Source organism: Paenibacillus sp. FSL H8-0168 (genome assembly GCF_038592955.1).
GTDB classification, from domain to species: domain Bacteria; phylum Bacillota; class Bacilli; order Paenibacillales; family Paenibacillaceae; genus Paenibacillus; species Paenibacillus polymyxa_B.
In genome coordinates this window covers 1,798,264-1,819,421 of sequence record NZ_CP151948.1, presented here as the reverse complement: position 1 = coordinate 1,819,421, position 21,158 = coordinate 1,798,264, and the positions used below count along the sequence as shown (strand labels likewise).

Sequence of the window (21,158 nt, the reverse complement as noted above, 5' to 3'; positions counted from 1 at the left end):
ATGGACTGAAATAAACAGGTTACTATGTAAAAAGTATTATAATCCCTTGTTATAAGTTACATGGATCAACGTAGTTTTTTTAGCCCTAAACTTCGTCCCTCAACCATATCCTGCAACTCAGGGATAAACGTTAGGAGTTTTTTATAGTTTCAAAGTTGCTGAGTTGTTATGTTTAAATCTTGAGCAATATTGGTTTGTGTTTTTTGGTGACCAAAATTATTTTGGTTTGCCTCTTATCATGGCAACCAATTTTATTTATAAAAACATACAAATAGTTCCTTTTTTATGTTACGGTTAGATGGTGATTAAAAAATATGGAAAAGGATGTGTTTTTATTGAAGTTGAAAAAAACAGTATTTATTCTTACTGGTAAATTGCCTTTTACCTATGGTAATAGCAAGGCTCAACTTGATGGCTGGGTAATCAACTTAAACCAATGAAAAAGAAAACTATTTTCATCATAATTGGAGTTGTGTTAGCAATTTTTATCGTCTTTTTCCTTTTTAACCTGTGGGCGGTCAATAATCTGCATGTGCCTTCCCAATAATTCAATAATCAAGGAGGTAACATGAATAAGAAGAAGGCTTGGAAGATAGCTGGCTTTTCTGTCTTAGCGATTGTTTTATTTTATGTTTTTTTTGCTATTGTGGGATATTATCAATTTATCAGTAACGTAAGACCTTGACTATGCACTCTATTCTATACAATTGAATTGTTGTGAATGCTGTATCACAGCTTTCTAAATGACAAGAGCCTTCCTTGTAAAGGAGGGCTTTATTTTTGTAGACTATTTTGAGAAAAACATAAATAGGTTTCAATCATACATACTAAAAAGGCTAGACAGGACAACTCCCATCTAACCTTCACTTAAATGTTATATTATTTAGTGCTTTGTCTTGTTTTCCGTTGAACCATTTAAGGAGTGCTTATTTTAACTCCTTTTCAATCCGTTTTTAATTACGTTTAAAATCCCCCAATAGTATCATTAAGTTGAATAACCTGATGACTATTTGAAACAGGCACAGTGACAATAAACAAAAAGCTAGCTGCGATAATCAGAAGAGCCATTTTTTTCAACATTATCTAACCACACCTTTTCAATGAATTTTGAATAATTCCCCTTTGTTTCGGGAATTGCATGGGTGCGGAAATGCTCAAACATTCCTACACAGTTTAAATAATAAGTCTCATTATTTAATGTATGATAACTTTCCAAAGAATACATCAAATATTTAAAACCATCACTATACATGCCTTGATGTAAATAATAATAAGCCAATTCATAACTGAATCGTGCACATTGCTCTGGTATCACCTGCTGAGTATACATATCACTGGATAGAGGCTGTTTAGAGAAGGAATCAATCTCCATTTCAAAACGTTTAAGTATGTGTCTCACATCTAACTGATATCGGTTAGCAGCATACATTACATTCAGTAACTTGGTTACCATTTCATTATTGACTTTATCACTTGATGCAATAATGTATTGAACATAATCGTTTAGCACACTTACATCTCCAGATAAAAGCTTATATACGTAAGTATTACCTTCTGCCCAACTTTTGAACAAGCTAATCCAATGTCGGGTTTCTTCGTCCGTCTCTTTGACCCAATCTAAATTAGCGTAGGCGTGTGTATATTCTAGAGCTTGTTGATAATCACCTTGGGCTTCACAGACACTGGCACGCAACAGGTCAGCATAAGCAATGTATCCAAACAATGGACTTCTTGTTTTCTTTTCTTGTTCCCTGTGGTTATTTTGTTGATGTTTAATGGAATATTGGATTTCCGCTTTATCTCTCATTTTACTCGCCATTTCATCAACCTTATCCCATTTACGCAATGAACGATACACGTTAGCCAAATCCTTCAATGCATCAAGCTGGTCTATTTCGTCTAGTCGCTCAACAAAGACTTCAAATATCGTAGCTGCACTGAGATTTTGGCTTTGATCATCACCAATCTGAATCGTGAATATGCGATATTGACAGATGGCTAAACGTCAGAATGTTGGTACTTCTCCGCTTCTGCTACACCCTCATAGAGCAGCAATGCAGCCGCATTTCGTCCCTGTGCCAATAACGTTTCTGCAATCTCAAATAGTTTGGGCGAATAGAGTAGATTGTCCATGATAGCTCCCACCACTCGACGGATCGCATCCAGCTTGTCCAATTCCGCACAACGATATAAAAATGGTTCGATTCGCCTCATATTCGGGGGATGGTCGATGATGAAGTTTTCTATAAATAGGTCGTAAAAGTAGCCTTCTGGTAAACCCATAGCCTCGGTAATTAGGTCAAGCTGATTAACAGACATAGATTTATTACCCGTCACAATAGCACTTACCATTCCCCTATTCATCCCTGCGATTTGTCCAAATTGCGATAATGTTAAGCCTTCTTGTTGTAGAAATTGTTCCAATTCTGCTCTAATCGTGGGTGTAATGTTCATTGATAAACCACCCTTTCAGCGTGAACTCACAATACGATGCATAGTTAAAATTATTATGTAGTTGTGAAACAAGTAGTAAAATGTTTTATCGATCTTGATTGTACCATCTTTTGGAATAAAATCATATACCTTTCATATATGTGCTTAAGATACCTTTTGGGATAGTTTGCGATGACTTTATGATTAAAAGTATCGTCCTCATATTGATGTATAGTTTATTGGAAAAATCATAATACAACTCATCCAATACAAAGTTACCAGATTGTGTAGCTGTGTTTATATTTTATTGTAATCTATCGGTATAGTCGGCTTAGAATTGATGTGTGAAGCAGACCAACAACCTTCTGTAAAATTGAATACACACCTTTTCAATTACATAAATCGAAATATTTTTCATTGCAGTTTCCTTTGTTTCATAATCCATTAAAATAACGATTGGTCTTAAATTTGAACGTCGTCCAATCTAAATTTATGAACTATAATATTTATAAAAATACTGAGGTGGAACTAATGACACAAAAATATTATCGTTATAATTTTGCCATCGAGAAGTTACCTTTAACAAAGACTGATTACGAAACAATCGATTATGTCGCTTTAACTATCAAATCAATATCTTTAAGTTTCGATACTTCCAAAATTGGCGAGTTTCCAGGAAACCTCGTTTTCTTCTCAATGGATCAAGATAAAAAGATTGATGTGGATTATGTAGGAACCTCTGACAATTTACAAAGGCGATTAGAAGAACTTTTTACACATCCTAAAATCAAGGAAAAAATAAAGAATTCAATTCTCGCTTTTGCTTACGAGCCATCTAGAAGTCTTCGCTACAGAAACCGAAACTTGCTAAATATACTGAATTTCAAACGTGTAATGAAAATCAATTAGCTTAATATCTGTGAGCAACCTCAACGGTTGCTCTTTTTATAAACTAAATATTTATCGACTCTCCAATTTGTTAAATCTCTTTTTCGCTATACTTTAATCTATTTAAATAAAATTTCTGAGTATGCTTCATATATATAAAAATTGTCGTTCTCAATAAAGAGCTTGAAATGAATCTGTTTTGGATCTCTCCCAATCTTTTCTCTAATTGCTCCGAGAAAAAACCCCATATTCTCCTTAACATGCTTCTCAAGATGCATTACTTTGTTATGGTAATAATCACCATCTGTAAGTGCTCTTACACTTGTTCCACCTACTGAATACCCCCCACCAATTGGTCCATACACTGAACCTTTTTCGGCTTCAAAAAAGTATGTTCCCCCCATATTTCGAAGCTCTTTAACAAATTCGTCTGAAATGGGATCATCAAGTGTAAAAGCTTCATCAACTTTAAAATGTTTTATGGTTTCAGGCCAATTATAATGCATTATCTGTACTAACTTCTGATTACTAAAAGATTTGTGATCCATCACATCGATTAGATAAGCATTTTCTTCATCAAAACGTGCGTAAAGAAGAAAATTATATAATTGAGAAACTCTAGGATTTCTTTGAACAAAACCATCTTTTTCAATTAAAGTACCAAGATGAAGATGGTGTACTCCCCAATCATTAAGTAACTGATCACTATAATTAATATCCTTTATTTTTCTACTAAGATGAGGAATAAGTTCTTCCCCTTTTTCAATCTTTCCAATAATTAAATCCATACCTCCCCTTAGAGAAGCTGGGCAATTTAGCTCTTTTGAAATGTGTACCTTTCTTGGCTTCGGACGAATTGCACGATTAAGCCAGTTGAAATAATAATAAGCCAGTTTTTTTTCAGGAATATCTATGTAATCTTCCTTCTGAAGAGTTGGTAATTGTTCTAACTGGAGTTTTATAAACTTAATCCAATCAGCATGAAAATCCAATATGAGCTCAAAGTTAAAAGGTGCTATCATTAGACTACCTCCATTTTATAATTGTAATAGTATAAATATTACATATAAAACGAAAAAAACCTAGTTACAAAATTGTATTACACAATCATATAGAGTCAAAAAAATAACTTCAGTGTGGAAGTGGATGTGCTAGGCAATTGTTTGTAAATTCCAGGTGTGTTCTGGATGTAAAACACCCCCCATTATGTAATATTTGACCTCCGAATATTGAGCAGAATGAACATGACAAAGAAACCTAGACATAATCAACTAGGCTTCATACACATGAACAATATCTTATCCTAATTGTTGTTACTGTTGCTCATATTCTTTAACTCTACGATAAAACGTTCTGTTTTTCATACCTAGTTCTTTCATTGCCTCCACTGCCTTGATTGCTCCAGATTTCCATTTGTCATATACACGAGCAAATTCAGCTGTGATCTCCTGCTTAGGACGGCCAAATTTCACCCCTGCTGCTTTGGCTACCTCTATCCCTTCACTCTGTCTTTGCTTATTTTTTAACCTTTCCTGTGCAGCTACGTATGCAAGCATACTTAAGAATTGATCCTCTAAAAGTTTTCCTAAATCACCCATTGTTTTGAATTTGCGACTATCAAATAAAGTTTCATTATCCAGACATATAATGTCTGCTCCAACTTCCCGCGTAATGTATTTCCATTCATCTATAATACCATCATAATCTCGACCTAGTCTGTCCAGTGCATCTATGTAAATTAAATCACCCTCACGAATCATTAACCGCATTGCCTGATAGCGAGGTCGGTTAAAATTCTTCCCACTTAACTTGTCCACAAAAATATATCTTTCATCAATTTTCAATTCTCGAAACTTTACTAGTTGTCGCTCTGGATTTTGATCCTTAGCAGATACTCTACCATAAGCTAGTTTCAATACATGTACCCTCCCTTATTCCAATGTTGTGTCAAAAAGTATATACAATTCATGTCATGCGACTAAATTCATTATACCACTTTTTGACACACTTAAACAGGTATCTTTTTAATATGTCTAAAAGCATACTTTATGACATAGTGTTGACCCCTTTATAAAAAAGGATTTTATAGGAAAAAATATTTACAAAATATAGATTTTATTCTATAATCATTTCAAATACTAAATGTTTTGTATTTGACTTAGTATTTGCAAAAAATATTTTAGGAGGAATTAATCTTATGAAGAAAATCTTAACAGTATCATTGTCTGCCGCATTAATGTTATCTTTGTCAGCTGCATCTTTTGCAGATAACGGTTACATAGCAAATGCGGAGCAATCAGTATCTGCAACTCAAGATCAAGGTAAAGTCGTTGAAAACGAAGTTAAGGATACCCGTGTAATTACACCTATGGATGTTGTAACCATACCTGCTGTTCATCATACAGGAAAAGGAGCTTTCAGAGATTCCTTCACACTTTCTCCTCAGAACGGTAAAAAATTGAATATTTACGTTAAAAATAATGGTTCGTCAACAGTTTATCTTAGTGTAAAAGTCAATGGTCAGGACTTCGGAGAAACAACTATTCCTGCTGGTGGACAAAAAACTAGAAATTTCGAACAATTAGTTGGTACTGGCTTATCAGGTAACTATGAAGTATATATATACAACAATGATGGCTCTCTCTATGACCTTAACATAAGTGCTAGACAATACTAAGGTACAAGAGGTTCGTCTCCTTTGTGAGACAGCCTCTTTTTTTCTACATTCTGACGTTCTGAATTCCATTTCGTAACATGTATCGAAGCTCAATCGTAAATTAGACCATATGTGCATAAAACACTTATTCCATATAGCTTTTTGAGCCGTTATGGTTCAAAATTGTACCATAATATATTTACATCGTTACCGTATCGTAAAAATAGCTAAAATGTAGATAAACAAAGGGATTTATGAAGAATTGCTTTACATCGTGGTTTCAATCGTAGGTATCGAGGAATAATGTGTAAAAAAGCTTGATGCATCAAGGGATATTTAAGTTTTTACAAATAAAATTGTGAAAATCTTAATTTTGTAAAAAACCTTTTATTTCTCTATACTTTTCAAGACAGCAAAAACGAATCGTCAATCGTAACAAGAATCGCGGAGTGGATGACATATTTTCATGTTTTTTCATATTTCACTCTAATATGCTTGCTCAATTCATATATGTATGCCATCTCTAGGACAAGATGTCCCAAAGACAGAAGATTACAATTATATATAATAGAAGAAACTCAAATCTTATTTCTTTAACAGTCATCTCTTCCACAGTTTTCTTCTCACCAGTCGATGGGACAGTGTGTCCCTGCGTGATAAACTCTCCACGATATTGATTATATGAACGGTTTATTTTTATATTTTTCTCTCCATTCTGAGAGTGAAATAGCTTTATTATCTATGACATCATAAACTAGTATTTTGTTACCTTGTTTACTATGAAAGAAGGTATTCCAACGTACATTATACTCTTCGTTACTCTCTCCAACATACAATCTTATAAATTCCACACCTTTTATTCGTTCAATTCCTTCGATATACATGGCTATTCCTGATCCAGCAGCATAAACAGCATTAGAGAAGTCTTTAAATTCAGGCAGTTTACTTATTTCATCCATATAAGGGTCTAATAATGTTTCACTTTCATATTTTATAAGTGCATCAGAAGGAATTTCACCTAATTTCTTAATCGCATCTGATAACTTTTCTAAGATAAACAATTGATGCCCTGTTTCTTCCTTAAATTCGTCCTGCAAATAAATTTTGTTATCTTTAAATGACCTATCATTTGTAATAATAATTAAATCATCTTTAACGTTTTCTAATAACGCTTCCCAAATCACCTCATCTCCTATAGTCACATCACTTGTTCCCGGTGGATTCCCAAGTAGTTGTCTATTTCGCCCTTTTTCAATTAAAGTCAAGTTATTTTTCAGTTGAACAACTTCTTTGTTGTTATAAATTTCTTGGATATAATTGTATATTTCATCCTTACTTCGATCTTCCGAAATTTCTTTAAGAACATTGATAATTTCTTTCGTTTTAGCCTCAAAATCCTTTTTGATTCTCTCATATTCTTTGTACTCTTTAAGCTCCCGAATTTGTCGTGATGGGGAATACGAAGTAATGCTTGACTTAAATTTTTTAATTTCATCTTGTTGAACCTTAGTTACGTTACGTTGAAACTCTTTATAAACTTGTTCTGGAAAAACAATATTCTCTAAAATCCCTTCTATATCATTTAAAATCTTCAAGCTTTCCTTTCCTTGACGATAAAAATCCAAAAAATAATTAGTATCTATGCATAATTTCATTAAATAGTCCCCTCTTAATGATTTAGGTTTGTATATAATCCTCCCTGACACCACTGAGTCTAATGCAGTGTTAAATCCTCAGCCTCTCTCAACAAAATACCTATTAGTCATATACCAAGCCTTACCCTTTACTGTTTCCACCATACCCTTTTTACTATCCAGGAAAACAATATCACCACACTCTTTACAGCCCCATTTGTTCCTCTTGTACGCTGATTCCTCTACATATGAAGCTCCACATTTACACTCTACCTGAATCAAAACCTTATGCTGATTGTATGCGTCTGCTAATTGGTCTTTAGCCTTACTCGCAACCGCTGGTTGCTGTATTGCTGCTACATATTCCCTTTGCTCACTGAACTCATTATGTACTTTAAAGTCTGCTACAAGCTCAGGATTCAATCCGAAGTACTCTTTACCAACTGTGGTTACATATTTACTGCCTACACGATAAGATTCTATCCAATCCTGTATTTGTTTGCTGGATAGGTTTACGCTTCCTTTGATTCCACTGTTTAGTGTGTAGGTCATAGTATAATACTGGTTTAGATTCATTTTTAGATCAACATCTCCAATACTATGAATTGATTGTCTTTGAATAAATCTTCTTATTGAGTATGTCTTCTTGTTTCTTTAATATCTTAAATCCATCCCTAGAATAAATGTCTGGTTTATCAGACAATAAAATATAACCCTCATCAGTAGTTTTTAATAAGTAAAGCTCAATATCTGTGCCGTTTATATTATCTGTAAAATAGTATACTCTTCCTATCCTCTTTGCTACAAAATATAAAGTCACATAAATAATTAAGCATAATAAAAAGCTAAGAATTGAAGCTCCTAATATTATTCCCTTGAAGTCTTTTATAGTTTTGATATCACCTGTAAAAAAACCCATGATGACAATTAATGCAGCAGTAGAAGCAGCCGTTAGAGCAATTGACAGTGGTGTTACCATATATTTCTTATTACTCTTGTACAATAGCTTTTCAAGAGGAGTTGAGTTAATTAACGCAATAGCTTTGAAAATTAATATGGCTAATGCGACTACAGATCCAGTTCCGACTAAAGGCAAATATTTAGTTATAATTTCCACGCTTAATCCTCCACTAGATTTCTTTCTTATGCATTCTAATAAAATCATGGTTTTACTTACAACACAGTTATAAACACACGAGCAAAAAAAGTATCACAGATTTTATGTAACTTTCTAAACCTGTGATACTTTTTTTGGTGTATATAGAGGAATTAAAATAGATTCTCTAGCTCATTTACATGGCTCTAATATGTTATTTTCAGAGAGTTATTAATGCTGTCTAATTCAATTCCTGCACCTAATCCCCTAGCAAATACCTGAGCAGGAACATATGTAACTCCCTTTATTACTTTAGGTGCTGCGCTCACCGTTTCAGATGATCCATTGTAAAACACTATTTTGCTTCCAATGGTAAGTGTCATTTTGCTATTTCCTTTAGTTACGCCAATTGTACCACTAGTATTATCATAGTTCAGGGTAGCACCCAAGCCTTCAGCAATCTCACGAAGAGGAACCAAGTTTGTATTCTGATAAATCAATGGCTCGCTACTAAAGCTTAATTTATTTCCGTTCACGTAAACTCTTAATCCAGATTCTTTATAAGCTGGCTTCGCTGCTTTAGGCTTTGCAGTGCTCTTTTTAGGAGTCGATTTACTCGAACTCGAAGATGAGGAACTACTTGAAGAAGATCCTCCGCCATTATGATAATGATATTCCCCGTCTTGAAGCCCCCACTTAGCACAGTTAGTACGACAATAATGCCCACCATTCGAATCAGTTCTACCCGGATGAGCATATGCTGTAGCGCTGGAAAGAATCAATACTAAGGCGAATGAACTAGCTAATACTTTATTTTTCACTCTTCCACAACCCCTTTTGGTATTATATACCTAGTATATTAGCACAATGTACCAATAATAAGGAAGAATTTTGTTTCATATTTAAATAAATCCAAAAAAACGCCCATTACAGGCGCTTTTACTTATTCATCCATCTTAATATTTTCGAAATCGATTTCATTTTCTATAAATAGTATAAACAAACGGAAAAGCAACTACCCGCATCAGTTAATATAAGATCGCAAGAGTAATTATAGTGTATCGTACTAGTACTTTTCTATGATATCAGAGATTTTATATTTACCAGAGAAGTTGTCGACATCAAATACAACCCTTTTATAGATAGGAGTACCTGAGGTGTTTGTTACTTGCATATCGTATAAGAAGGAAAATGAATGTCCAACTTTATTGTCTCTGACAACTAATTTTTCACTATTACTCTCTAGAATAGTGTAATCTGTATTTTCTCTATATTCAGCTTCCTTAACTATCAAAAAACCCATAAAGCTAGAAAATTTTTGTTTCTCATATTTGTTGTACCAATCTTCATCAAGGGTGAGAGTTTGCTTACCGTCATAACTTAAATGTTCTCTAGTGTTAATATATTTGAAATCCAACACATTTACATAATCAGTAAAATATTCATTTTTAAATTTACTTACAGACTCACCATGTTGTATGGCATTTAAGTAATTGTCCACTGTTGCTCTAGCCTTTTGTTCAGGAGTATTTAAATAGATAACAACTGACACAATAAACAATACACAGATAGCCGCAGTGATAAATAGAATTTTTTTAGATAATTTCCGTTTATTTTTAATAACTGAATTATCGACTGAATCAACATGATTATCGTTAAACTGCCGATCATCTTTTTGTTTAGCTCCGCATTTGTTGCAAAATAAACTTTCATCTTCTAGTGGATTATTGCAATTAATACACGAGTTCATTTAAAACAGTCCCACCTCTCAAATAATACCAATAGTTTACCATGTCTTGGGTAATGGGTCTATAGTATTATGAGAGAGATGAGAAGTGGGACTAAATAAACAAAGCAACCTCTAGCGATGTTGAATATTTACCCCATGATACATATGTGTCATAAATAAGTTCAGGATCATCCGTTTTGAAACGTTTGAGTTTGAAAGGCTGCATAGGCTCTTGGAACAATTTCTCCAACGCTGCTTGCTTGTCTCGATAATAGTCATAAGTAAATGTTGCTTTATCGGTGTCTCCTTGCGAATCAATACGTTCTTTCCTCATTAAGTGAGAAGGGACAGTTCACTCATATTAGATGTTTTACGTTCAAGAAATTCGTTGAGTTGCTCGACCGTATTGAGCATAAACTTCATTGAGTCGATGATGATAGTTGCTTTAGGTGAGATATCGAGAAAGTAACAGAGCTTTTTCAATTGTCAGGTCAGTGTGATACGGAATTTCCGTAGCGGTCAAATTAACTACCTCTTGGTTGTTCAGTGCGATTGTCATATATGTATTTCTCCATTCGGTATATAGTTGTGTCATGTGACACATTAGAAGCCTGAAACAATCCCTCTCGCTTCATCCTCAGCACGTTCGATAGCCTGAATAAACGGTAATAAAGGTTCCTCACGTTTGTTTTGTATAGCCTGCTCACATGTGCCTCCAGCAGCTTCCCATTCCCAATAAGCGATAATATCAATAGGCTGCAAGAAATATATGGACAAGGCTTCCACAGGGTTCACAGCGTACAAATACATAAAGTGTTCATCTGTAAGTTGATCGTGCTGTAAATATTCATCTTTCATTTGGTGTAGTAAAAGAAATCTACTTTCACGATTAACGTTGACGATACGATTTACATACTCATTGCGGCGTTCAACTGTGTTCAATATGATGTGCATGTCATTGCGAATACGCCAAGCTTCAGGGGAAATATTGAGCATGTTGATTAGACCATGGGTGGACAGGTCAGGATTGTACGGTGCTGGCTCAATAATGCGAGTCCATGTGTCGTCATTACCATACTCAAACACTTGGATAGCGTCTGACACGTAAAGGCCAATAGTCTGCCATTTTCGATTTAGAGCATCGGTTACGTGGTAATAGTCCAAATCTTTTCCAGCAACTTCTTTTGAATCCCAAACTGGCTTCATTCGTATAATGTCGATGATGGATTGCTTGTTTGCTTTTTTCGTCATTAGGTATCTTCCTCCTTGAGATATTGGTAAAATGGTGATGAAAGTGCCAAAGAATTTGGAATTTTTATTTATCTCATGATTACTAGAATGAACAAAGCCGAACGGAGATTACACTAACGCATTGAAATATATGGAAATGTATGGTACTATCACAAAAAAGGAACGTACGTTCTCCATACTTACCTTTTTATTAGGATCAAAAAGATAGGTTGAAAGGATGTCTGCATGAACAAAAATTCTGTTTATAGAACAAACGTTATTGGTGCTGGAGAAATTGGTGTCGCCACCTCGATCGACATGGATAAGAATGTTATTCATAAGACAAACAGCTTATTTTGGGATACAAAAGGAAATGATGTTTTGCTGGCAATCTCACTACCTTTATATGGAGCATTTGTCTCAGAAGAAAAATGCCAACTCTTTGGCGATGTCTCGGGGAAAAAAAATGCTGGAGATAGGCTGTGGAAGTGGTCAATCTTTGCAATATATGGGGGAACGAAAAGCATCTGAACTGTGGGGTATGGATATATCAGAAAACCAAATCGAAAAGACAAGGCAACTTTTGACAGCGTCTGGTCTTTCAGCAAATTTAGTTTGTTCTCCCATGGAGGAAAAATGCGGAATACCTGAGGATTATTTTGACTTTGTATATTCGGTCTACGCCATAGGGTGGACCACTGACCTCGATGGTACTTTTTGCAGGATCGCTTCTTACCTAAAAAAAGATGGCGTATTTATTTTCAGTTGGTCTCACCCTATACACAAATGTGTTGTTGCAGAAAATAATATGCTTGCTTTTAAAAAGAGTTATTTCGATGAATCTTGGTATTCGGTATCTCTTGATGAAAATGAGCTAACATTATCGGATCGTAAACTATCAACTTATGTGAATGCGTTATCAAAAGCGGGGTTTGTAATTGAGCAAATGATTGAAGAGTCTGATGACGAAATTATACAATCACGGAACAGCGATTTTGCAAAAAAGGCAAAGATGCTTCCTGTAACATTTGTCATCAAAGCAAGAAAACCATAACCCTTTATTCAATGACTGAGATATAAGAACCGTAGGGCTATTTCCAATAATGGTTAGTCTGCGGTTCTTTCCTTGTCCGTATGTAATTTGTTGAAAAGTGCTTGAGGTATTTGTATACTTCATTTTCTTATGGGTGATTTGTTTACCGAGGTATAGTTTTGTTGAGTTGGCTTTGAACCGTGCGATGTCGTATGATTTCCAAACTGCTCAAATCGCACGACATCAATCCAGTCACCGTCAATATGGGGCAACTGGATGGTAAAATTGGTGTTTTATATGGAGTACTAGAGATAATAAAGATAATTCACTTTTATTTGAAGAAGAAAGAATCAAGACAAAATAAAGATTTTAATAAAATGCAACTTCAACAAATATGCGAGGTTAAAACCTCCTCAAATATATAAAAATACTCAAGGAGGTCTTATACATTTTTAAATATTAATAAGTAACCCATCCAGCATAAGTGACTGTCCAAGTGTAACCAGTTTGTCCATCGACTGAACTCAGCGTTAATGTTCCACGATATGGATCTACGTTATAACTAGTAGTTGTTGGAATATCTCCAAGGGTAGGGAACTGAGATTTTGGTAAAACAATTTGCCAAGTGATATATTTTGTCGCAGAAGGAGTTACAACACTTGCCGTTGATACATTGTTGGGGTTTGCTGTTTCAGTGCTTGCAGCAAAAGATGTTGATCCAAGAGTGAAACACGCAACAACAGTCAACAAGCCAACTAAAAGTTTCTTTTTCATCTCAATCATCCTCTCTTATTTGGGATACAGATCTATCATAGAGAAAAAATTACCATAAGTAAACAATAGTTTGAAATAAATGTAACGATAGTGAATATAATATGAACAACATATTAAATTTAAATTATATCGTGTGTAAAATTGATACTTCACATGAACTTGTAATGAATTAAACATATATTGTCCTTTGTAAGCTCTCACATTCGTTTTAAGGCTGTTATTCACATTATAAACAGGGAAGTCTCAAAATCCCCGTAACTTTAATCTGTGTTGGCTTAACGCTTTCTTTGAGCTTATCTTGTTTACTATGCTATCCTGCTGATATTTATAATCTTTTGAGATCAATTCATAATTCATAGTTGCAGTTTTTTTCTTTAGAATAAATTTTCCAAAACCACTGTTCCAAAGGATGCTATATCGTACGATCATTTTGTCCATATACAAATATCTTCTTTTTAATAGATTTTTTTATGGCTCAACTCAAACAACCATTTTAGCAGACCTCACAGGAGTAAAATGCACAGTCACATGCTTGCTCCCCTTCAAAAGGTCACAAATGCGGTCACAAAATTCAGTCATTTATAAGATTTTAATAGAATGTATCAGTACAGATCAGTAAATTGAAAAAAGCTATGAAAGCTTGTCCTGCTTGACTTCAAGGCTTAAATAAAGAAAATTTTGTATCCCCTAAAATAGCCGCATCTTAGACGCACCACACATGATGTAACCACGGGAGTTGGAGATAGTCAGTAGCGTTGTTTTAGGCAGTTTGACCTCGACTCCGATAAATGTATGCTCACCCACTTGTACGGGTTCCATGTGTATCATGGTTATTACATGCACCTCCTCTTTGTTTACCCGGAATATTTTATGCGGCATTTGCGGGTAAGTGTGGACGCTCGTGGATACGTTCAAAATATAGGAGGATTATTTATGTATAGCAAAACATGCTATATCAAAAAGACTAGACGAATCATTCCATCTAGTCCCTTTATCATCGTTAATGTTCTAGGTTTACACTTTATTCAAGCTTCTTTAAGTACTGTGGGGATATAAGGTCGGCAAGCCAAACACCATGATTGGCTTTATAAAACTTTACTTGATTGGCTAATGCCTTTTCTGTGTCTACTTCGAGGATCACTAGTTCCCCACGTCTTTTGCCTGCTAAAATTGCAAACTCAAGGGATTCCGACAGATGTACATACTTTCTACCCATTGGCTTAATTCCTTCATTGAAAATATTATGGATTACCTTTGTGTTTGTACCATGATAGAGAATGGTTGGTGGAGTAGCCACCTTATAATCTAACCTGTCTGTACTGTGACCATAATTAGCTCTTATGTACCCATTAACAATCTCATATCTTTGCTTTGAACAATAGTTTACTACTTGCTTGATACCCAACTCACTAACATCGGCCCATCTATTCTCTGATCTTATCCCTTGAATCAGGTCTTGAATGTAACAATAACCCTCATGGTCTAGCTCAAACCAAACTGTTCTGGTGTATATCTCAGAATCTTACTCATAAACTTACTGAGGCTCTCTTCTTGTTTTGGTGTTAATATTGTATACTCCTTTAATAAAATATTTGTCTATCTATAATAACCTATCCGATGATTCATAGCGCCTTGTGAAGTAAAGCCCCAAACCTCGATAAGGAAAGATGTAGCTCCAATTAAAAAAACCTCTTAGACTGTATCTGTTATAAGCCTCCAATATTTTTGCAAGTCCCAGCCCACAATGAAAATAACCGAAAATACCTCTTATCAAATCCATGATAAAAAATTTCTGATTCTTAAATCCCTCCTCTCTAATAGTTGTCCGATGAAAATAAAGATTTAGACTGGATTTGTTGGTCCTAAGCTGATTCTGAATTGCTAAATCGTCAGACTTGGAATAATAAGTTTTAGACTGACCCAAATATAAAACTAGCGGCAGTCAAGGACCTGAAAATAAAGTCCTAGACTGCCGCTGGTTTATTGAACTAACGTTCTCTGTTAGCGTAACAAGTGGTGCAAAATTATTTCATGCGATAAGACTGGCTGTTTTGATAAAGTTTATTTGATACAAGATGAGGTTCTTGTCATCCGCCGTACCGATCCAGCCAGTCGCGCTGCCACGCCTCGAAGGACTTGCCACTTATACTCTGCAGCGGCTTGCCACTGGGGAGCGAGAACATGCCATCCCCGTTGATATCTACAACCGTTTCGGTGCTGCCGATCGGATTGCCGTCAGTAAGAAACACACCGAGGCGATAAATTCTCCCTGAATCGCTAGGCTTCCAATCGCCTTAAATCGTTCTACCTCTATGGTTTTGCCGAAATAATCGGCTGGATCAACGTCTTCCATCAGTCCCCATTCGACCATATCTGGCGTACGGGTCAGCACTTTCTGATGCGACTGTCGAGAATCCTCTCTATCGCTGGATATTCCTCGAATCTTCGTTCGAGGAAATGTTGAATAACCGCCCCGTAAAGGGGCGGTTTTCTTATGCTTGCATAAATGCTTCTAACGGTTCCAGAGTCGCGAACGTCTTCTTCGCATCCTTCTTCCGTTGCTCATCATAGAGTTTGGTCAACTCTTCGAATGATTTAGCTTTAATCTTCTTATAACTCGATTTGGTGTATCTGTTTATGTACGTCTTTACCCCTTCCTCTTCACTCCACTCGTAAACGACATCATATTTGTCCCTCAAATTCTTTAAATGAAGTGACCGGCGCAACACTGCAAAGTGTTCTTTAATGGCTTCATCACATTCCTCCATAATCTTCTCGTATGTGCAGCCAACTCGCATCAGAATCTCCAATGTCCGTTCATCGCCGTATCTCGCGAGAAATTCCTTCAACGAAACCAGCGCATATAGCATTATTTGTTCCTTGTCATTTGGATTCCTGTATTCATAACAGCCTACAACCAAATTGCGGTCGGTCATTTCCTCCTTACTGAATTGCATATTAAACAAATACTCGAGTGTCTTTTGCTTCATAACGGTTTCCAACATCTGTTCTTTATCAATCCTGATGCCCGTTGTCACCCACGGAAACGGTAGTTGGCCGTTACTTTCACGCGGTATGCTACCCCTAAGATTCAAAATCGGCATACCCGTAGCCATTGCGTACGACCTGTTATATCCGTCGCCCGCGAATATTTCCTGTTCTTCTTGCATATGTCCTGCCCCTCCTTTTAGTACCAAGTTCCATTCGGCGCGTAGTGCCACCAGTTGTCTGCGAAGTGAATCTCCACTCGATTCCAGCGAATTGCGATCCAAATTATCCTCCGCACTTTCCAGTAATTTCTTGGTTAAGCAATAGTTCTCCGTTCGTATTATGAGCTGTGACCTACGCTTATGGGCTTTGTCACTTCCGCTCTTCCAGTCCCGCTATGTCCATTGTCAGGCAACACTTTTATTTCCATCTCTCCAGGCACTTCATGAAGTCTCCGTTACAATCGGTTAGACGAACCGAGGAATAAGACCCTATAGTAAACTATTGCATATCCATAAAACTACCACTTTTTTGTGTTGGTCTCCTATTAGTTCATCATCGCTGCTTTTCATGAACCCGCGAAGATACTTCTGGGATAAATTGTATCATATGAGAACCATAAGTCCATCTAATGGTTGCGTTATCCTGCCCGTTGGCTAATGCCGGCTGCCATTCTACAACTTTATTTTTCACGGTCTAATGCTTTGTTTTTCAGTCTAACACTTTATTTTCACAGAACAATAGTCTCATTAGACTATTTTGTTCTTCCCATAATTTTAAGAATGTATCATACTTCATAACATTCACGCACCTTCCGTATACTTTACCCATATCGCTAAGTTAGTAGCCTGATTGAAGACTCTCCTGTTTAAACCCGCCTCTTAATTCTTAGGTGCATGCAAATTATCTTCTTTATCAGATAAATTACTATGAAAAAAGCTTGCTCCCATTTTACTGTTAAAGGAGCAAGCTTATAGATATTCATTAATCGTTGTGAATTATATTGATTTAGGATTTTTATAGCACCAGTTTGGATCATAGGGCAGAGATCTGAACTTCTGCATATCTTCCCAACTGTAGACCCAATCGTAATCAGGAATCCAAAAATAGTCAGTAGGATTTAGCTTGAGATATTCATATATAAATCGAAAAATCAGCTCTTCAACACCATAAACATCTTCAATACATCCTACTTGATACAAGGATAAGCTTGAATCTAATCCACTAATATCTTCATCATGCTCATAATTAATTTCGTAATTATCAATTCCGTCAATATAGAATATAAACTGCTGGTTATTTTCAGCACCCAGTGGGTTATAAGATATATTTAGAGTTGTTGAAAAAAACTGTTCGTTCTTATATTTTTTATCATTGTCAAAATATAATCCAGCATCTGCATGAAAGGCAGCTACGATTGCATCTCCCAGTAATTTCTCAGGTGTATATTTTTCTCGTTCTATTAAAATAAAAGCCGAACTTCCCATCACTTAACCACCTTTCTTAATTCCTCTAAGGAATTTACAACAGTTACTCCTAGCTTCTTGATATTATCTAATTTTTCTATATTACTTTGAGATAGATTGCCCAAAGGCTTATCGATATAAAGTATAACTTTCTTCTGTTCTGGATTAAAATAAAGCTTATCAGTCGCAATTGTCATTTTCTCAAGTTGTCCTTCTTTAACTGCTTTGATTGAAGCCTTAACCTCAATTAATTCATTTTTTGTAACTACATCTAAATCACCTGCAAATTGACCATCTTTCTTTAAAATTTTTTGTCCAAAACCAGTGACTTCCCGTTCTTCTTTTAAAAAGCCAGCTACTTTTGCTTCAGTTGCCTTTCCTACATCTGAGCTATTCATAAAGTTCTCAATATCCCGGTTAATATTTTTGGGATGTTGATCAACCCATGTCAATTCATTGCCAGCAGGGTTTGTATATTTCGTCTTATTTCCTTCCTTAATTATACTCCCTATATTATTATTGTGAGTTCCCTCGATTACATGTGGAGCCTTTTCTGCCTTAGCTCCCGAAGATGGAGTAGAATTAGATGAACCTCCACCTTCTCCTTTCGCCATCTGCCACAATTCCGCTGAGCTCTTCCCTATTCCGCTTGCGCCTTTAACTGCGGTTGTACCTCCATGTGCCGCTAAAGCTGCTGAGCCAATCAATCCAGGTATTCCGATTATACTACCAACTCCAGTAGATGAAACAGCAACTGATAATCCTTCTCCACCTGTTCCAACGATTACCTCACCAGCTCCCTGCAATGTCGTAGCTACGTGACCGAGAATTTCACCTACTTTAGCAGCCATAGGATGATCATAGTCACGGTCTTTGTCGGGCAGCATTCCCAAGGTTAAATCTTCCTGAATAGCTCCTTTTGCTCCCTGAGCAGTATCCCACAGAATTTCTCCTTGAAGCTTGCTAGCTTCCATCTGGGCTTCAGCCTTGGTGATCTCCGCTTTTCCGATCTGTTCAAAAATTTTATGTAACCAACCTTCACCGCTTGATGCCGTTTTAACAGGCACACCATTCCCCGGCACATCCAGTACGACTTTTTCTCCATCTACCTGTGTGAAGTTTTTTGAAATAAAAATGAGTTCTTGTGCAACCGTAGAAAGTCGTTCAAGCGTCACGCCCATGGATTGTCTAGAGACCTGAAAATCTTGGAAAAACCTCTCTCGGGTAGCACCAGACCAACCTTGTTGGACAAAATCAATTCTTCCATTCAGTAAATTCAACATACGTTCCATTTCGTGTTTACCATGCAAGAACTGGTCAGCCACTTCCATTAGCTTATCAGGTGGAACCAATATTCTCCCCAATTGATCACGTCCATTTTAATTTAGATGGAAATAATCTTATCAGAAGGAGATGTTTAGGGATATCCACCTGTTACCTGAAATTTCCTTTTATATTATGTGACAAATGGACTGATATAAACGGATTTACTATGTCAAAAGTATTGTATAAATGCCTCTTTTTAATATAAACGAAAATATCAGTATTAAATTTTTTTCCAAATATTGTGGGGGCACAAAATCGGCAAGCCAAACACCATTATTAGCGATATAGAACTTTACATTATTAGCCAGCGATTTTACTGTATCGACTTCAAGAATGACTAATTCACCACGTCTCTTACCTGCCAATGTTGCAAATTCAAGTGTCTCAGATAGATGAACATACTTTCTCCCCATTGGTTTAATGCCCTCGGTAATAATTTTATCAACTACTTTGCTATTTGTTCCGTGATAAAGAGCAGTTGGTGGAATGGATTCTTTGTAATCTAATCTTCCTGTACTGTGCCCGTAGTTCGCTCGTATGTATCCATTTACCATGTGGTATCGCTTCTTTGGACAATTAGTTACGACTTGATCAATTCCTGCTTCTCCTATATCCGACCATCTATTCTCTGATTTAATGGCTGAAATTAAGTCTTGCACGTGGCAATAACCTTCATGATCCAACTTAATTCCAAACTGTTCTGGTGTATGCCTAAGAATTTTACTCATAAATTTACTAAGGCTCTCTTCTTGTTTTGGTGATAACATCATATACTCCTTCTAATGTAATATTTGCTTTATCTAAAGTAACCAATCTGATGATTCATAGCGTCTTGTGAAGTAAAGCACTAATCCCCCGATAAGGAAAAATGTAGCTCCAATTAAAAAACCTCTTAGACTATATCTGCTATAAGCCTCCAATAATACTGCAACTCCCAGCCCACAAGGGAAATACCCGAAAATACCTCTTATCAAAGCCATGATAAAAAACTTACGATTCATACATTTTTCTCCTCGCTAATCGTACTTCATTATATAAAAATGAACAAATTTATTTCATCCATATCCATATATCCTCTTGTCCCCATTTCACAGCAATCCAAAGTCTCCAACAAGGACTTCCATTCTAAGCCTAAATTAAAAAGACAACAGGTGATACCTGCTGCCTTTACTCACCATTATTCAGCTTCCGTCAACATTTTTAAAATGCCAGTAAATGAGCCGTCAATCGACATAATACCTCCATTAACTTGCTTGCTAAATTGAGACTCTGTAAGTTTATCTTTTCCTGCTGTGTGATTCTTAATGAATTTTATAAGCTCTGCTTTCTGATTTGCAATATCCTTTAATGCTTGTTCGCTTTCTTTTTTATAATTTTTAACTGTTTTATTTAGTTCCACCTTAGCCACGCCGAGCTGCTTCTTTAATTTATCACAATCAGCCTTGGCTTGAGCTATTACCACTTTACTAGATTTATTTTTCACTTCGTTTTTATAGCGCGCAGATGCTTGGTTTAATCTCTGAGTTAGCTCACGAACTTCTGCCCCCAGAACAGCATTAAGTTTTTTTTGTGCAATTTTAATTTCCTTCACACGATCTTTGTAATTCTCAAAGTATATTTTTTCGATTTCACTTGTTGACATTGCTTTTGTAGATGTTGCTGCCAATACTTGTGATGGAATTAAAATAACAAACATTAATAATAGTAGAATAGCTTTCTTCATATGTATCTCCTTCTTTGGTAGTAGTGCAATTATCATAAGGGAAATGAAGGGAATAGGCAATATGCCTTGTTATTAAAATACTACTTTCTACATTGTATATTCTTTCAATGATCGAATAAGCATTTGACAGATAAAAGTCTAAGCTAAGTCACTTGTGGAAGCTTATTAATGCATAGCAAAAC

The 21,158-nt window shown here is 35.8% G+C and carries 18 protein-coding genes and 4 pseudogenes; 3 read left to right on the top strand and 19 right to left on the bottom strand.

The window, feature by feature from the left end; genetic code table 11:
- Positions 1-1,042: 1,042 nt before the first annotated feature.
- A pseudogene (locus MHI21_RS08395) lies at positions 1,043-2,454 on the bottom strand (transcriptional regulator).
- Between the two features lie 510 nt (positions 2,455-2,964).
- Here MHI21_RS08395 and MHI21_RS08390 point away from each other — a divergent pair.
- Positions 2,965-3,342 (top strand): hypothetical protein, encoded by a 378-nt coding sequence (locus MHI21_RS08390; RefSeq protein WP_342419814.1) that lies wholly within the window; start codon positions 2,965-2,967, stop codon positions 3,340-3,342.
- Between the two features lie 98 nt (positions 3,343-3,440).
- Here MHI21_RS08390 and MHI21_RS08385 read toward each other — a convergent pair whose 3' ends face one another.
- Positions 3,441-4,343 carry a hypothetical protein gene (locus MHI21_RS08385; protein WP_342419813.1) on the bottom strand — a complete coding sequence of 301 codons (903 nt, stop codon included), beginning with the start codon at positions 4,341-4,343 and terminating at the stop codon, positions 3,441-3,443.
- Positions 4,344-4,634: 291 nt separating this feature from the next.
- Positions 4,635-5,237 (bottom strand): recombinase family protein, encoded by a 603-nt coding sequence (locus tag MHI21_RS08380; protein WP_342419812.1) that lies wholly within the window; start codon positions 5,235-5,237, stop codon positions 4,635-4,637.
- A 281-nt stretch (positions 5,238-5,518) separates the two neighbouring features.
- Here MHI21_RS08380 and MHI21_RS08375 point away from each other — a divergent pair, with 281 nt between their 5' ends.
- Positions 5,519-5,998 (top strand): hypothetical protein, encoded by a 480-nt coding sequence (locus MHI21_RS08375; protein ID WP_342419811.1) that lies wholly within the window; start codon positions 5,519-5,521, stop codon positions 5,996-5,998.
- Between the two features lie 656 nt (positions 5,999-6,654).
- Here the strand turns inward: MHI21_RS08375 and MHI21_RS08370 are convergent.
- From MHI21_RS08370 to MHI21_RS08345, 6 genes are all read right to left on the bottom strand, one after another.
- A complete protein-coding gene (locus tag MHI21_RS08370) occupies positions 6,655-7,632 on the bottom strand; it encodes a PIN domain-containing protein (RefSeq protein ID WP_342419810.1) in 978 nt (325 codons plus the stop codon).
- A 78-nt stretch (positions 7,633-7,710) separates the two neighbouring features.
- Positions 7,711-8,187, bottom strand: coding sequence for a hypothetical protein (locus MHI21_RS08365; RefSeq protein ID WP_342419809.1), 477 nt, complete (start codon positions 8,185-8,187; stop codon positions 7,711-7,713).
- Positions 8,188-8,209: 22 nt separating this feature from the next.
- The gene (locus MHI21_RS08360) at positions 8,210-8,728 is read right to left on the bottom strand and encodes a hypothetical protein (RefSeq protein WP_342419808.1); all 519 of its coding nucleotides are present in this window, start codon (positions 8,726-8,728) and stop codon (positions 8,210-8,212) included.
- A 185-nt stretch (positions 8,729-8,913) separates the two neighbouring features.
- Positions 8,914-9,528, bottom strand: a complete 615-nt coding sequence (locus tag MHI21_RS08355; RefSeq protein ID WP_254349184.1) for a copper amine oxidase N-terminal domain-containing protein — start codon at positions 9,526-9,528, stop codon at positions 8,914-8,916.
- Between the two features lie 245 nt (positions 9,529-9,773).
- Complete coding sequence (locus MHI21_RS08350; RefSeq protein ID WP_342419807.1) at positions 9,774-10,457, bottom strand: zinc ribbon domain-containing protein; 684 nt, start codon at positions 10,455-10,457, stop codon at positions 9,774-9,776.
- A 582-nt stretch (positions 10,458-11,039) separates the two neighbouring features.
- A complete protein-coding gene (locus MHI21_RS08345) occupies positions 11,040-11,687 on the bottom strand; it encodes a hypothetical protein (RefSeq protein ID WP_342419806.1) in 648 nt (215 codons plus the stop codon).
- A gap of 225 nt (positions 11,688-11,912) precedes the next feature.
- Here MHI21_RS08345 and MHI21_RS08340 point away from each other — a divergent pair.
- Positions 11,913-12,720, top strand: a pseudogene (locus MHI21_RS08340) (methyltransferase domain-containing protein).
- A gap of 438 nt (positions 12,721-13,158) precedes the next feature.
- Here the strand turns inward: MHI21_RS08340 and MHI21_RS08335 are convergent.
- The 10 genes and pseudogenes from MHI21_RS08335 to MHI21_RS08290 all read right to left on the bottom strand — a co-directional run bounded on the left by MHI21_RS08335 (position 13,159) and on the right by MHI21_RS08290 (position 20,976).
- A complete protein-coding gene (locus MHI21_RS08335; RefSeq protein WP_080561176.1) occupies positions 13,159-13,473 on the bottom strand; it encodes a hypothetical protein in 315 nt (104 codons plus the stop codon).
- Between the two features lie 708 nt (positions 13,474-14,181).
- A pseudogene (locus tag MHI21_RS08330) lies at positions 14,182-14,301 on the bottom strand (DUF1805 domain-containing protein); the annotation flags it as partial.
- Positions 14,302-14,494: 193 nt separating this feature from the next.
- Positions 14,495-15,042, bottom strand: a pseudogene (locus MHI21_RS08325) (RNA 2'-phosphotransferase).
- A 631-nt stretch (positions 15,043-15,673) separates the two neighbouring features.
- Positions 15,674-15,865: a hypothetical protein gene (locus MHI21_RS08320; RefSeq protein ID WP_155729773.1), complete on the bottom strand. Its 192-nt coding sequence runs from the start codon at positions 15,863-15,865 to the stop codon at positions 15,674-15,676.
- A 100-nt stretch (positions 15,866-15,965) separates the two neighbouring features.
- On the bottom strand, positions 15,966-16,745 hold the full coding sequence (locus MHI21_RS08315) for a hypothetical protein (protein WP_342419805.1): 780 nt from the start codon (positions 16,743-16,745) through the stop codon (positions 15,966-15,968).
- Positions 16,746-17,459: 714 nt separating this feature from the next.
- On the bottom strand, positions 17,460-17,948 hold the full coding sequence (locus MHI21_RS08310) for a hypothetical protein (protein ID WP_250267935.1): 489 nt from the start codon (positions 17,946-17,948) through the stop codon (positions 17,460-17,462).
- Positions 17,948-19,291, bottom strand: a complete 1,344-nt coding sequence (locus MHI21_RS08305) for a WXG100 family type VII secretion target (RefSeq protein WP_342419804.1) — start codon at positions 19,289-19,291, stop codon at positions 17,948-17,950. The genes MHI21_RS08310 and MHI21_RS08305 overlap by 1 nt, the downstream gene beginning before the upstream one ends.
- 126 nt (positions 19,292-19,417) lie before the next feature.
- Positions 19,418-20,020: an RNA 2'-phosphotransferase gene (locus tag MHI21_RS08300; RefSeq protein WP_342420194.1), complete on the bottom strand. Its 603-nt coding sequence runs from the start codon at positions 20,018-20,020 to the stop codon at positions 19,418-19,420.
- Positions 20,021-20,053: 33 nt separating this feature from the next.
- Positions 20,054-20,254, bottom strand: coding sequence for a hypothetical protein (locus MHI21_RS08295; protein ID WP_028542918.1), 201 nt, complete (start codon positions 20,252-20,254; stop codon positions 20,054-20,056).
- 176 nt (positions 20,255-20,430) lie between these two features.
- A complete protein-coding gene (locus MHI21_RS08290) occupies positions 20,431-20,976 on the bottom strand; it encodes a hypothetical protein (protein ID WP_342419803.1) in 546 nt (181 codons plus the stop codon).
- Positions 20,977-21,158 lie beyond the last annotated feature (182 nt).